Annotated in this window: 12 protein-coding genes and 1 pseudogene; 12 read left to right on the forward strand and 1 reads right to left on the reverse strand. The window is 60.7% G+C overall.

The window, feature by feature from the left end; all coding sequences use genetic code 11:
* Positions 1-11: 11 nt before the first annotated feature.
* Positions 12-3,254, forward strand: a complete 3,243-nt coding sequence (locus ACU0AG_RS15650) for an efflux RND transporter permease subunit (RefSeq protein WP_482783205.1) — start codon at positions 12-14, stop codon at positions 3,252-3,254.
* A gap of 584 nt (positions 3,255-3,838) precedes the next feature.
* Positions 3,839-3,988, forward strand: coding sequence for a hypothetical protein (locus tag ACU0AG_RS15655; RefSeq protein ID WP_156076275.1), 150 nt, complete (start codon positions 3,839-3,841; stop codon positions 3,986-3,988).
* A 165-nt stretch (positions 3,989-4,153) separates the two neighbouring features.
* On the opposite strand, the gene ACU0AG_RS15660 is transcribed toward ACU0AG_RS15655, so the two are convergent.
* Positions 4,154-4,903: a MauE/DoxX family redox-associated membrane protein gene (locus ACU0AG_RS15660; protein WP_482783206.1), complete on the reverse strand. Its 750-nt coding sequence runs from the start codon at positions 4,901-4,903 to the stop codon at positions 4,154-4,156.
* Between the two features lie 72 nt (positions 4,904-4,975).
* On the opposite strand from ACU0AG_RS15660, the gene ACU0AG_RS15665 reads away from it, so the two are divergent.
* The 10 genes and pseudogenes from ACU0AG_RS15665 to ACU0AG_RS15710 all read left to right on the forward strand — a co-directional run bounded on the left by ACU0AG_RS15665 (position 4,976) and on the right by ACU0AG_RS15710 (position 11,824).
* Positions 4,976-5,362, forward strand: coding sequence for a MerR family transcriptional regulator (locus ACU0AG_RS15665; protein WP_088912960.1), 387 nt, complete (start codon positions 4,976-4,978; stop codon positions 5,360-5,362).
* 61 nt (positions 5,363-5,423) lie between these two features.
* Positions 5,424-5,684 carry a hypothetical protein gene (locus ACU0AG_RS15670; RefSeq protein WP_086740551.1) on the forward strand — a complete coding sequence of 87 codons (261 nt, stop codon included), beginning with the start codon at positions 5,424-5,426 and terminating at the stop codon, positions 5,682-5,684.
* Positions 5,681-6,118, forward strand: a complete 438-nt coding sequence (locus ACU0AG_RS15675) for a periplasmic heavy metal sensor (protein ID WP_086740553.1) — start codon at positions 5,681-5,683, stop codon at positions 6,116-6,118. Before ACU0AG_RS15670 ends, ACU0AG_RS15675 begins: the two co-directional genes overlap by 4 nt.
* Complete coding sequence (locus ACU0AG_RS15680) at positions 6,115-6,687, forward strand: RNA polymerase sigma factor (protein ID WP_088912962.1); 573 nt, start codon at positions 6,115-6,117, stop codon at positions 6,685-6,687. The genes ACU0AG_RS15675 and ACU0AG_RS15680 overlap by 4 nt, the downstream gene beginning before the upstream one ends.
* A gap of 5 nt (positions 6,688-6,692) precedes the next feature.
* A complete protein-coding gene (locus ACU0AG_RS15685; RefSeq protein ID WP_088912963.1) occupies positions 6,693-8,558 on the forward strand; it encodes a copper resistance system multicopper oxidase in 1,866 nt (621 codons plus the stop codon).
* Positions 8,559-8,851: 293 nt separating this feature from the next.
* Positions 8,852-9,661 carry a copper resistance protein B gene (locus ACU0AG_RS15690; RefSeq protein WP_324616826.1) on the forward strand — a complete coding sequence of 270 codons (810 nt, stop codon included), beginning with the start codon at positions 8,852-8,854 and terminating at the stop codon, positions 9,659-9,661.
* Between the two features lie 16 nt (positions 9,662-9,677).
* Positions 9,678-10,067 carry a copper resistance protein CopC gene (locus ACU0AG_RS15695; RefSeq protein WP_086740562.1) on the forward strand — a complete coding sequence of 130 codons (390 nt, stop codon included), beginning with the start codon at positions 9,678-9,680 and terminating at the stop codon, positions 10,065-10,067.
* 7 nt (positions 10,068-10,074) lie between these two features.
* On the forward strand, positions 10,075-10,998 hold the full coding sequence (locus ACU0AG_RS15700; protein ID WP_086740564.1) for a CopD family protein: 924 nt from the start codon (positions 10,075-10,077) through the stop codon (positions 10,996-10,998).
* Between the two features lie 34 nt (positions 10,999-11,032).
* Positions 11,033-11,350 (forward strand): annotated as a pseudogene (locus tag ACU0AG_RS15705) (YybH family protein); the annotation flags it as partial.
* A 210-nt stretch (positions 11,351-11,560) separates the two neighbouring features.
* Positions 11,561-11,824, forward strand: coding sequence for a helix-turn-helix domain-containing protein (locus ACU0AG_RS15710; protein ID WP_482783208.1), 264 nt, complete (start codon positions 11,561-11,563; stop codon positions 11,822-11,824).
* Positions 11,825-12,123 lie beyond the last annotated feature (299 nt).

The following is a 12,123-nucleotide window of genomic DNA, read 5'->3' on the forward strand; positions in this document are numbered from 1 at the left end:
GAGGACGGACGATGCTTGAGAAAATTCTGGCCTTCGCCGTCGAGCGAAGAGTGCTGGTGGTCATGCTGACCGTCTTCGCAGCAATCTACGGGGCGACCCAGCTGGCAAATTTGCCGGTCGATGCCGTGCCCGACATCACCAACCGGCAGGTGCAGATCAATGCCGTCGCGCCCTCGCTGGGACCGACGGAGATGGAACGACAGGTCAGCTATCCGATCGAGACCGCAATGGCGGGCATGCCCGGCCTGGTCGAGACGCGGTCGATTTCCCGCAACGGCTTTGCACAGGTCACAGTGATCTTCACTGACGATACCGATCTCTACTTCGCCCGCCAGCAGGTGGGTGAGCGCTTGACGCAGGCAGCGGGGACACTTCCGCCCGGGGTTGACCCACAAATCGGACCTGTGTCGACCGGCCTTGGCGAAGTACTGATGTGGACGGTCGACTTTGAGCATCCCGACGGGCGCGGGGCTCCGCGCGCGCGGGCCGGGCAGCCGGGCTGGCAAACTGACGGCAGCTATCTGACACCTGAGGGACAGCGGTTGACGACGCCGGAGGAGCGCCTGACTTACCTGCGCACCGTACAGGACTGGATCATTCGCCCGCAGATGCGCCAGGTTGCCAATGTGGCGGGTGTCGACGCGATCGGCGGCTTCGTAAAGCAATATGAAGTCGCACCCGATACGGTGCGATTGGCCGCCGCCGGTCTGTCGATGGCCGATCTGGTCGAGGCCCTCGAACGCGGCAATGTGTCGAGCGGTGCGGGCGTGGTCGAGCGCAGCGGTGAAGGGCTGGTGGTGCGGGCAGATGCCCGGGTGTCACGCGGGTCGGAAATTGCCAATATCGTGATTACCCAACGGGGCGGGGCGCCGGTGCGGGTTATCGATGTGGCGACCATTTCATCGGGCCGCGAAGTTCGCACAGGTGCAGCCAGTGTCAATGGTCATGGCGCTGTGGTCGGCACCGCCCTGATGCTTGCAGGTGGCAACAGCCGCACGGTGGCAGCCGAATCCGCCAAGAAGCTCGAAGAGATCGGCGCAGCCCTCCCGACCGGCATTGTCGTGACGCCGGTGCTTGATCGTTCGGTGCTGGTGGATGCGACGATCAGCACGGTGGCCAAGAACCTGACCGAAGGTGCGCTCCTCGTCATTGTCGTCCTGTTTCTGCTGCTCGGTAATTTCCGGGCTGCCATCATCACCGCGCTAGTGATCCCGCTGTCGATGCTGCTGGCGGCGATTGGGATGGTCAAAGGGGGTGTTTCAGGCAATCTGATGAGCCTCGGCGCGCTCGATTTCGGGCTGATCGTCGATGGCGCGGTGATCATCGTCGAAAACTGCCTGCGCCGTCTGGCTGAGCGCCATCATCACGAAGGCAGGTTGCTCAGCTTGCAGGAGCGGCTGCACGAAGTGATGGTTGCAGCGCGCGAGATGATCCGTCCGTCGGTGTTCGGTCAGGCCATCATTATTCTGGTTTATCTGCCGCTGCTCGCGTTCGACGGGGTGGAAGGCAAGATGTTTGCGCCGATGGCGATCACCGTGATGCTGGCGCTCGCCGCAGCGTTCATCCTGTCGCTGACCTTCGTACCAGCTATGGTGGCGCTGCTCGTGACCGGCAAGGTCGAGGAGAAGGAGCCGCGTGTGCTGGCGGCAACGCGGAGCCGCTATGAGCCTTTGCTCGACAAAGCGCTCGCCCGGCCATGGGTGGCCATCGGCTCGGGAACGGCGATTTTCCTTGTCGCGCTCTTGGCCTTCACCAGCCTTGGGAGGGAGTTCATTCCGCAGCTCGACGAGAAGAATTTCGCGCTTCATGCGATGCGGATCCCGTCCACGAGTGTCGAGCAATCGGCCTCAATGCAGTTGCAGGTCGAGGGGGTGATTGCTGGCTTTCCGGAGGTCGCGACGGTCTTCTCGAAGACAGGCACAGCGGAAGTTGCGACTGACCCGATGCCCGGCAATGTGTCCGACACCTTCGTGATCTTGCGCCCACGTGAGGAGTGGGCCGATCCGTCAGAAACGAAGGCTGCTCTGATTGCCCGAGTGGAAGCCCGCCTGAACACGCTGCTCGGCAACAATTACGAGTTCAGCCAACCAATCCAGATGCGGTTCAACGAGCTGATTTCGGGCGTGCGATCAGATGTGGCGGTCAAAGTCTATGGCGATGATTTCGAGACATTGCATGCTACGGCGCAGCGGGTTGCAGCCGCGCTGCGTGCAGTCGATGGTGCTTCGGATGTCAAAGTCGAGCAGACCGAAGGACTGCCGGCGCTGGTGATCGATTTCGACCGGGCGGCGATTGCTGCCTATGGTCTGTCGGTCGGCGATGTGACCGACGTGGTACAGATCGCGCTCGGCGGCCGCGAAGCCGGGCTCGTCTTTGAAGGCGATCGGCGGTTTGATGTCGTGGTGCGCCTGCCCGAAGGGCAGCGACGTGATCTCGACGCATTGGCCGCGCTGCCGGTTGCGCTGCCGACTGCGGAGGGAACGACGCGCTCGGTACAACTCGGTCAACTCGTCCGGTTCAAAGTCGAAAATGGCCCCAATCAGGTGAGTCGCGAAAACGGCAAGCGGCGGGTTGTGGTTCAGGCCAATGTGCGCGGGCGAGACCTCGGATCCTTTGTCGCCGATGCGCAGCAGGCGGTCGCGCGCGATGTCCAGATTCCCGCCGGCCTCTGGATCGACTGGGGCGGACAGTTCGAGAATCTCGAGCGCGCGCAAAGCCGTCTCAGCATCGTGGTACCCCTCGTCTTCGCGGCTATCTTTGCGTTGCTGTACGCAGCGCTGGGATCGGCGAGCCGGGCGGCGATGGTCTTCTCGGCCGTGCCGCTGGCGCTGAGCGGCGGGGTGCTATTGCTGTGGCTGCGTGGCATGCCCTTTTCGGTCTCCGCAGCGGTTGGCTTCATTGCGCTGTCTGGCGTGGCGGTGCTCAACGGGCTGGTTATGATGTCGAGCATCCTGGCGCTGCGTCACAACGGCAAGGGCGTGCTGGAGTCGGTGCGCGAAGGCGCGCTGATGCGCCTGCGGCCCGTGCTGATGACGGCATTGGTGGCCAGTCTCGGCTTCGTACCGATGGCTCTGGCAAGCGGCACAGGGGCGGAAGTGCAGCGACCGATCGCGACGGTGGTAATCGGCGGATTGATTTCGGCGACCCTGTTGACCTTGGTCGTCTTGCCCGCGCTCGCCCGGCTTGTGCTCGACCGGGAAGCAAGACGCTTTCCTGACGATGAGCCGCAGGCATTATCCCCCGCAATCGCATGAGATGAGGATCAGATGCATTGGAAGATAGGACTAGCGAGAAAGGCGATGAACCACAGCGATAAGCGATTTGCGTCGCAATCTTGCGAACGGTGTTTGATCACGCAGGATGCAGGCTGATGGGGGCGAGCCATGATCATGGCGCCGGCAGGCGAGATGCGAGTGCGCAGGAGCATTGCCTAGCTGATTGTAACTAAGTCTTTGATCAACCCGAACCCAGCAGTATGGTCCATCCAGTGACACAGCGCCTCTTTCTCTACCTCGCGGCATTTCTGGTCGCGCTGCTGCCCGTCGAGGCAACGTATGCAGCGAACGGTTGTACCCCCATGGCAGAGATGAGCGCAGACGCAGGCGGCTGCGATGATTGCATGGATGATGAGCGTCAGCAGTGTCAGAGTTACTGTCTCGCCTTTTGCCAGACGCTGCCAGCAGCGCGATTTTCGTCACTAGAAGCCCGCGATCTTTCGTCGCTCACCTTTCTCCTGCTTATCGCCAATTCTCCGCCCTCGCCAAACGCAGGGCCGGAACCGCCTCCTCCCCGAATTCGCCGCTGATCCAGTCAATTCAACATCAACGGAGATACCATCATGAAAAAGTACATTATCGCTGCAGCCGTGCTGCTCGGATCCAGCTCTGCAGCATTTGCCGCTGCGCCGGATCAGGTTGCATCCCTCGCCATGTCCTGCTGCGACCTCGTGCTCGCTTGCTGCGATGCGGCCATGAGCTGCTGTCCGTAAGGGAATAACCAGAGCAAAAAGGGCGGGCGTCCGGTTACTAACCGGGCGCCCGCTTTCTTGTGTATGGTGGGGGCATTATCCCCATCGATAATGAGCAACGACCCATTATTTTTAGGCAGGTCAAAGCCTAAGGGGCGATGTTCTCAATTCTTATGCGGGCGACCTTTAGCCAATGGCTCTGGATAACATCCAGATTGCCATTGCCATCATCATTAGATTTTCAGTCAACGAGACGAAGCCTAGCGGGACATTGCTGTCGCCACCGACGCAAGCGCATTTGAGTTCGCGCTTGTCGATGTAGACTGCCTTGAAGACCGAAATTGCACCGATCGTCCCAATGAATAGCGCCACGGGTATCGAGAGCCAATGCAGCTGGCCTGAAACCATCAGGACACCGGCCAAGCCTTCAGCGAAGGGATAGAGGGTCGCATAAGGGACCCAGCGCTTCGCCAACAGGTCGTAATTGAGGAACATGGTCGCGAACTTGTCGACATTCTGAAGTTTGAGCATCGCAAGCACGCACATGCTAAACGCGATAAACCACTCGGCAACGCGAATGCTGAAGGCTGTGCCATCAACCGCGATGCCAGCGGCCATCGCCATGGCTGCTGTCATGGCGAAGAGCGCAATTACCGGGCGATAGCTGGTCGCGCCGGGAACAGGGACCTTGATCCCGAAGTAGCGCCGCAGGTCGTCATGCCCTCCGATCCGCTTGCCATCGATGAAGGTCTGTGGGGTGGTTGCAACGCCGTATTCAGCCTTGAACGCGTCAGTCTGTTCGCGCGTGGTGAGGTGCCGATCATCGACGGAGTAACCTCGCGTTTTGAGCAGATGCTTTGACTTCAGGCCGTAAGGGCAAGTGTGGTTTTGCATGACCATGCGGTGAAGCACGGCGGTTTTTGTAGGCTTGGCCATTAGTGATTTCCTTTGAATCGCAAACTTGCGGCTTATATAGGTTCCGTACCATGGTACGGGATCAAGCATTATATGAAGATCGGTGAATTTGCCCGTGCAGGCGGGGTCAACGTCGAGACGATCCGTTATTATCAGCGGCGCGGATTGGTGGCCCAGCCTGAGCGCCACGAGGGTCCGCGCCGCTACACGCGCGGCGATCTGGCACGCTTGCAATCGATCCGCTCGGCGCAGACCGCCGGGTTCACACTTGAAGAGATCGCCACGCTGCTCTCCCTCGATTCTGGCGACCGAGCGGCGGCGCAGGACCTTGCACGCGTTCGGATCGCGGCGCTTGATGAGAAAATTGCCACTTTGCAAACCATGCGCGGTGCGCTCGTCCGGCTCGCCGAGGACTGCGCTGCGGGGAAATCTGGGCCCTGTCCGATCATCGATGCCTTCAGTTTTGAGCTGCAACGATAATTGGGCATCGGAAAGTGAGGGGTTTTGTCCGCGCCTGCGTATACAACTCTAAAGGAGCTGCATGATGGATCTCGACGAGAATCTCGCACGCCTGGCCAGACTTCCTGTCCCGGATATGTCCGGGATTGATGGTGAACGCCTCGCGCAGCGCGCACAGGCAGACGTCAGGCAGACACGGGCATTGCTCGGACTAGGCCTCGTTGCGTCGCTCGGACTGGGCGTTTTCAGCGGTCTTCAGGCACCTGCACAAGCCGAAGTGCCTATTGCCGCCTTCGGTCCCCCGGCATCGCTGACCCCTCTCATCGCCCTGGGTCAGCAATGAACCAGCGTCGCATCGTTTTGGCGGCGGGGCTGATCATTGCGCTTGCGCTGGTAGGGGTATGGCTCGGAAGAATGCTTCAACCCGCACCGCACCATGGTGGGGCTGAACTCCACGCCCTGATTCATGATGAGCTTGACCTCGACCCGGCGCAGGAAAAAGAACTGACTGCATTGGAGCGCCAGTTCGCTGCGCGGCGCGAAGCGCTCGAAGAACGGCTCAGGAGCAGCAACGCGCTGCTCGGCGAAGCCATTGCTGCCGAGCACGAATACGGTCCCCGCGTGTCGGCCGCGGTCGACGAGACGCATGACGCGATGGGGGATCTCCAAAAAGCAACACTCGAACACGTTTTCGCGATGCGCGCCATTCTGCGCCCCGATCAGCAATCACGGTTCGATGCGGTGGTCAGCAAGAGCCTCGCTGCTCAGCCGCAGTGACCGCTGACGATCCGGATGCGGCGCTCGTCCGCAGATCTCTGGCTGGCCATGCCGATGCGCAGCGGGAGCTTGTGGAGCGCTACCGCGAGACAGTGTACCGGCTTGCGCGCTCAGCGACGGGTGATCCGGATGAAGCCTTGGACATTACGCAGGAGGCTTTCATAGCCGCATTCGGCGCGCTGAACCGCTTCGACCCCGGACGATCGTTCAAGGCCTGGATCAGCGCCATCACGCTCAACAAATGCCGGGACTGGGCCCGTCGGCGCGCCGTCAGGCGCTTCATAGGCCTGCCCATGTCCGAACAGGCTGCGCAATGGATTGCCGATGATGCACCCTCGGCACAAACGCTTGCCGCAGACCGCGCCGAGCTCGCCGCGACCGCCCGCGCGATCGCCAAGCTTCCAGCACGTCTCAAAGATGTCCTGATCCTTTGCACAGTCGAAGGGCTAAGCCAGCAGGAGACCGCAACGACACTGGGCATCAGCGTAAAGGCGGTCGAGACACGTCTTGGGAGGGCGCGGAAAAAACTTCAGGAAACTTTGAGGGGTGAAGGCCTTGCGCGCGTATAAATCGCATGACCAGTCCTCATCTCACAAGACGTCACCTGATCGCTGCGTTTGGCGCGGCCTCAGCCTTCGCCGCTACGCCAGCTTGGGCGCAAGGGCACAGCATGCACCGGGGCGGCAGCCATGGCCGCGACGGCCCGCGCATTCCTGCGGGCTTTGGTGAGCTCAGCGGCGAGGTCATCGATCTTGCCGTCGGCAGCGGGCATCGCATTGTTGAAGGGCGACGCGGCCCGGGCATCGCCGTCAATGGCAGTGTCCCCGGCCCGTTGATCCGGCTGCGCGAAGGGCAGAATGTCCGCCTGAATGTCACCAACAATTTGAGCGAGGATACATCGATCCACTGGCACGGGCTATTGCTCCCGTTCCAGATGGACGGGGTCCCGGGCATCAGCTTTCCGGGCATCAAGCCGGGCCAGACCTTCACCTACGAATTCCCGGTCCGCCAGGCAGGTACCTATTGGTATCACAGCCACTCGGGCTTGCAGGAGCAGTCGGGGCATTATGGCCCTTTGATTATTGACCCGGCAGGCGCCGAACCGGTGGAGTATGATCGCGATTACATTTTGCTGCTAAGCGACTTCACTGTGCTCGACCCACATTTCATCATGCAGCGGTTGCGCACCGGCGAAGGCTATTTCAACCGCCAGCAAAACACCTGGACCGATGACTACCCGATGACCGGCGAAGAACGCCGGATGTGGGCACAGATGCGGATGATGCCGACCGATATCATGGATATTGGCGGGAAGACGTACACGTTTCTTGCCAACGGACGTGGGCCGGCGGAGGGCATGGAATATCTGTTCAAGCCGGGAGAACGCATCCGGCTGCGTATCATCAATGGATCGGCGCAGAGCTTTTTCAACGTTCGCATCCCCGGCCTGCCGATGACGATCATCGCAGCAGATGGGCAGAACGTGCGCCCGGTTGAGGTTGACGAATTCCAGATCGGCACTGCCGAAATCTATGACGTAATCGTCGAGCCAGGAAATGCCGAAGCCTATGCCATCGTCGGTGAGTCGATGGACCGTTCGGGCATGGCGCTGGCCATGTTGGCGAGTCGGCCCGGTGCGCGGGCGACCGTTCCTGCGCTGCGCGATCCGCCGCTGCTAACCATGGGCGACATGGGAATGGATCACGGGTCCGGCAGCATGGATCATGGAGCAATGACGTCCGGTCCTTCCGCAGAAGGTGCAACCGGTGGTGCAACAGGCGCGATGGATCACGCAGCCATGGGACATGGCGACGTGGCCGCCTCTGCCGATAGTGGCATGGCAGGCATGGCGATGAGTGGCATGAGCATGGACGGCATGAAGATGCGCGATACCGCGCTGCTCCCGCCCGACGTCGCGATCGGCCCAGGCATCGACATGGTGTCGATGGCCCCCATCGACAAAATGGGCGATCCCGGCCTTGGACTGCGCGATGTGCCGCACCGGGTGCTCAATTATCGCATGCTCAAGGCGCTCGAGCCCAACCGCGACACCCGCGAGCCATCGCGGCTGCTCGAACTGCACCTTACTGGCAATATGGAACGTTATATGTGGTCGTTCGACGGGCGGATGTATTCTGCCGTCAGCGATGTGCCGATCCGTTTTGCATGGAACGAGCGGGTGCGGGTGAAGCTGGTCAACAACACCATGATGGCGCACCCCATCCATCTGCACGGCATGTTCTTCGAGCTGGTAAACGGGGAAAGCGCTGCGCTTCAGCCGCGCAAGAACGTCGTGATCGTCCAGCCCGGCGCCAGCGCGCAATTTGATCTCACGGCCAATGAACCCGGCGACTGGGCGTTTCACTGCCACCTGATGTATCACATGCATGGCGGGATGATGCAGACTGTGACCGTGGTCGGTCCGGGCGGCGGTGCATGAGCGTGCGGTCTGTCCTGTCAGCGGCCCTGCTCGGGAGCGCGTTGATCTCCGTTCCGGCCTTCGCTCAGCATCAAGGGCATGCAATGCCCGCGCCAGCGCCCACACCTGCGCCAGCGCCCGGCGACCGCCATGCCGGCCACGGCATGCCCGCGGCGCCGACAGCGCTTGATCCGGCCGATCCGCACGCGGGGCACGCCATGCCAGAGCAGCCTGCTACCGCTGAGCCAATCGACCCTCACGCAGGCCATGACATGACGGGTGGGGCGGCCGGGCCTGCCGATTCGATGATTGGCATGGACCACAGCACCATGGATCATGGCGCGGTCGACGTTGCCGCGCCTGCTTCTCCGGGACCTGCCATGGAAACCCCGCCGCCACCTGAGGCCGGAAGCGGTCCACCGCGCGCCGCCGATGCCATCTGGGGCGCCGACGCGATGCGGGCTTCGCGCGAGGAATTGCAACGCACCCATGGCGATTTCCCGGTCTTCTGGTTTCAGGGCGATCGTTTCGAGACGCAGGTGCGCGACGGTCGTGAGGGCTATCTTTGGGATCTTCAGGGCTATTATGGTGGCCCGACGAGCCGGCTCTGGTTCAAGAGCGAAGGTGAAGGCACGTTCGGCGAACCGATTGAACAAGCCGAGGTCCAGGCGCTCTACGCGCGGGCCATTGCGCCCTTCTGGGATCTGCAGGCGGGCGTGCGCCAAGACCTCCGCGGACCCGATACCACGCATGCGGTGATCGGCGTGCAAGGGCTTTCGCCCTATATGTTCGAGGTCGACGCCGCATTGTTCCTGTCACAGCGTGGCGATCTCACAGCGCGGATCGAGGGCGAGGTCGACCAGCGCATCACTCAACGTCTGATCCTGCAACCGCGCGCCGAGGTGAACCTGTCGGCGCAGGAAATTCCGCAGCTCGGCACCGGGTCAGGCATCGATTCGGTCGAGGTCGGCGTGCGGCTGCGCTACGAGTTTATTCGCGAATTTGCCCCGTATATCGGCATCGAGCAAAGTTGGCGCCTCGGCGGCAGCGCCGATTACGCCCGCGCACGCGGCGAGGATCCCAGCGTCACGAACTATCTCGTTGGCATCCGTTTCTGGTTCTGAAATAAAGGAGTACCCCATGAAATTCGCATCTCTCCTCGCCGCAATCGCAATGGTCGCCGCTCCGCTTGCAGTTCCGTCCGCTTCGCTTGCTCACACCAAAGTCGTCGCATCGACACCGGCTGAGGGAACGACTGTTGGCAGCGCCCGCGTGGTCACACTGACCTTCAGTGAAGCTCTGCTCCCGCCGACGGCGGCAGCAAGCATCGTCATGACCGCGATGCCGGGCATGGCAAACCACGGCGAAATGGCCATCCGCAATTTCACCACCTCTTGGTCCAACGGCAACAAAACGATGACACTCACCCTGAAAAAGCCGCTGGCCAAAGGAACCTATGAGGTGCGCTGGCAGGCTGCGGGGGCGGACGGCCATCGTATGACAGGTAAAGTCAGCTTTATCGTCGGCTGATAATGAGATGGGTGAGCCAACCGAACAGGTTCTGCGGTTTGCTCATTATGCTTTGCTGCTCGGCCTGTTGGGTTGGACGGCATTTCGGTTGGTTGGGTTGCGTGGCGAGCGCTGGGTGCCTCACGACGAGGGCGGTCACACGCTGATCATCGCAGCGCTTGCGGCACCGGTGGTTTCAATCGCCCTGATGCTGGCCTCGATCGCTGCTATGATGGGTGTGCCAATTACAGCGCTCGATTGGCCGATGGCCGAAGCAATGATTGTTGGCACTGACCTTGGCAAAGCGTTCCTCTTGCGCGAATCTTTGCTCACCTTCGGCTTGTGTGCGTTGTTCATTCGACACCGGACTAGCGTAGGTTTCCCCGTCGCTGCTGCCTGCTTCGCCGGTGCGCTGCTCACGCTAAGCTGGAGCGGCCATGTGGCTGCGACTGAAGGCGGATTGGGCTTGTTCCACCGTCTGAATAACGGCGTACACTTGCTTGCGGCGAGCTTGTGGGTAGGTGCCATCTGCTGGTTCCTTTTACTGACAATCAAAGCTCACCGGCAGCCCGCTCTTATCCCTACCGATCAGCTGCTTCGCGTCATGCATGGCTTCGCACCGCTGGGTGTCGGGCTTGTCGCAGCTGTATCTATGACGGGTCTGATAAATGCGCAGCTGATCTTTGGCTTGGAGAACACCATAGCCGTTTCCGACACCCCCTATGGCTTGTTGTTAGTCGCAAAAGTGACGTTAGTTGGCGGAATGCTGGCGTTTGGCGCGCACAATGCCCAGATCGGACGGCGGCATTTTCTGGTTCATGAACGCGACAGTGTGGAGCACTCAGTTGCACTGACGCTCCTGCGTAAAAGCTTGGCAGGCGAGTTGATGTTGGCTGCTGGGGTGATTGGACTGGTTGCTGTGCTGGGCATGCTGTCTCCAATGACGATGTAGACAGTACGTGGATTGACCACCGAGGGGGAACACAGATGCTGCGTTAGCGCTGCTTGCGGAAGATGTCGTCATCTTTGAATCTGGCGGCGTCGAAAGAGGTCGCGCCGAATATGCCAGCCACCATCTGGAGGCGGACGCTGCCTTTACCGCCGCTGTAACTCGGAAGCTGGTAAGCCGGACTGATCGAATGCAAGGCGATATGGCGTGGGTTATGAGCGTTGAAACGGTCTCAGGAACGTACCGCACGCGTGTGATCAACAGCCGGTTGATCGAGACGGTAATTCTCAGGCGGATGAAAGGGCAATGGCGTATCATGCACATCCATTGGTCATCTGCGACAATCAATGGCTAGAGCACGTGAATTGATGTCAGTAAGCAGAACAAAATTCCGAACTTGACAGAGACAATTTTACATAATGTTTATTATCGGGTGGTGCAGTTGTAAGCGCAACTTAGAGATGTCACCCTCCGCAACTTAGAGATGTCACACCTGTGGCGTTTCGTGGTCCGAGTGGCATGTCTTCCTGCATTGCGGGAGGACGCGCTTATGACGGTGTTGGCTATGAGCTATGGCGAGCTTTCACGATATGACACGTTGCGGCGGTTCGAGCACGGCGAGCTGAGGATCGAAGATGCCGTGATGCTGCTCGGCGTAGGTCGCCGCCAAGTATATCGGCTGCTCGACCGGGTCCGTAGGGATGGACCTGAAGGCCTTGTGTCCTCGAAGCGCGGTCGCCCAGGATCAGCGCGATCGCCAGCAGCCGCCGAACCTGGTCAGCATCGCCGCATCGTCGCGCAAACCTCCGCAAACTCCTCGGATGTCTGATCCGTTCGAACTCCAATCGCCGCCGCCATCGCAAGCCTCCAGTGCTCGCAACACTGAATCAGCTCGACTGCGAAACTGGAATCCCGCCGCGTGAGGCATCCACAGCGCTCACTGGTATTATTCTGCGCCCATAATGCTCGCTTAGATTTGGCATCGATTTCGTAGCACTGGCCATACCTGGCTTCAAAGCCATCGGCCTCGTCGTGTGTAGAAGTTCTGTAGCAGGAAATTCTGGTTCGAGGAGCGCAGTCAGCCTCCTCCGCTGCAACAACATGGCTCATTCTATTGTCGCGTGCAGG

Source organism: Erythrobacter sp. RANMB8, from assembly GCF_056848235.1.

What these genes read in the sequence shown, in the direction of transcription:
- ACU0AG_RS15650 (WP_482783205.1), top strand. Translation starts at nt 12, where the DNA reads ATGCTTGAGAAAATTCTGGCCTTCGCCGTCGAGCGAAGAGTGCTGGTG.
- ACU0AG_RS15655 (WP_156076275.1), top strand. Translation starts at nt 3,839, where the DNA reads ATGAAAAAGTACATTATCGCTGCAGCCGTGCTGCTCGGATCCAGCTCT.
- ACU0AG_RS15660 (WP_482783206.1), bottom strand. Translation starts at nt 4,903, where the DNA reads ATGGCCAAGCCTACAAAAACCGCCGTGCTTCACCGCATGGTCATGCAA.
- ACU0AG_RS15665 (WP_088912960.1), top strand. Translation starts at nt 4,976, where the DNA reads ATGAAGATCGGTGAATTTGCCCGTGCAGGCGGGGTCAACGTCGAGACG.
- ACU0AG_RS15670 (WP_086740551.1), top strand. Translation starts at nt 5,424, where the DNA reads ATGATGGATCTCGACGAGAATCTCGCACGCCTGGCCAGACTTCCTGTC.
- ACU0AG_RS15675 (WP_086740553.1), top strand. Translation starts at nt 5,681, where the DNA reads ATGAACCAGCGTCGCATCGTTTTGGCGGCGGGGCTGATCATTGCGCTT.
- ACU0AG_RS15685 (WP_088912963.1), top strand. Translation starts at nt 6,693, where the DNA reads ATGACCAGTCCTCATCTCACAAGACGTCACCTGATCGCTGCGTTTGGC.
- ACU0AG_RS15690 (WP_324616826.1), top strand. Translation starts at nt 8,852, where the DNA reads ATGGACCACAGCACCATGGATCATGGCGCGGTCGACGTTGCCGCGCCT.
- ACU0AG_RS15695 (WP_086740562.1), top strand. Translation starts at nt 9,678, where the DNA reads ATGAAATTCGCATCTCTCCTCGCCGCAATCGCAATGGTCGCCGCTCCG.
- ACU0AG_RS15700 (WP_086740564.1), top strand. Translation starts at nt 10,075, where the DNA reads ATGGGTGAGCCAACCGAACAGGTTCTGCGGTTTGCTCATTATGCTTTG.
- ACU0AG_RS15710 (WP_482783208.1), top strand. Translation starts at nt 11,561, where the DNA reads ATGAGCTATGGCGAGCTTTCACGATATGACACGTTGCGGCGGTTCGAG.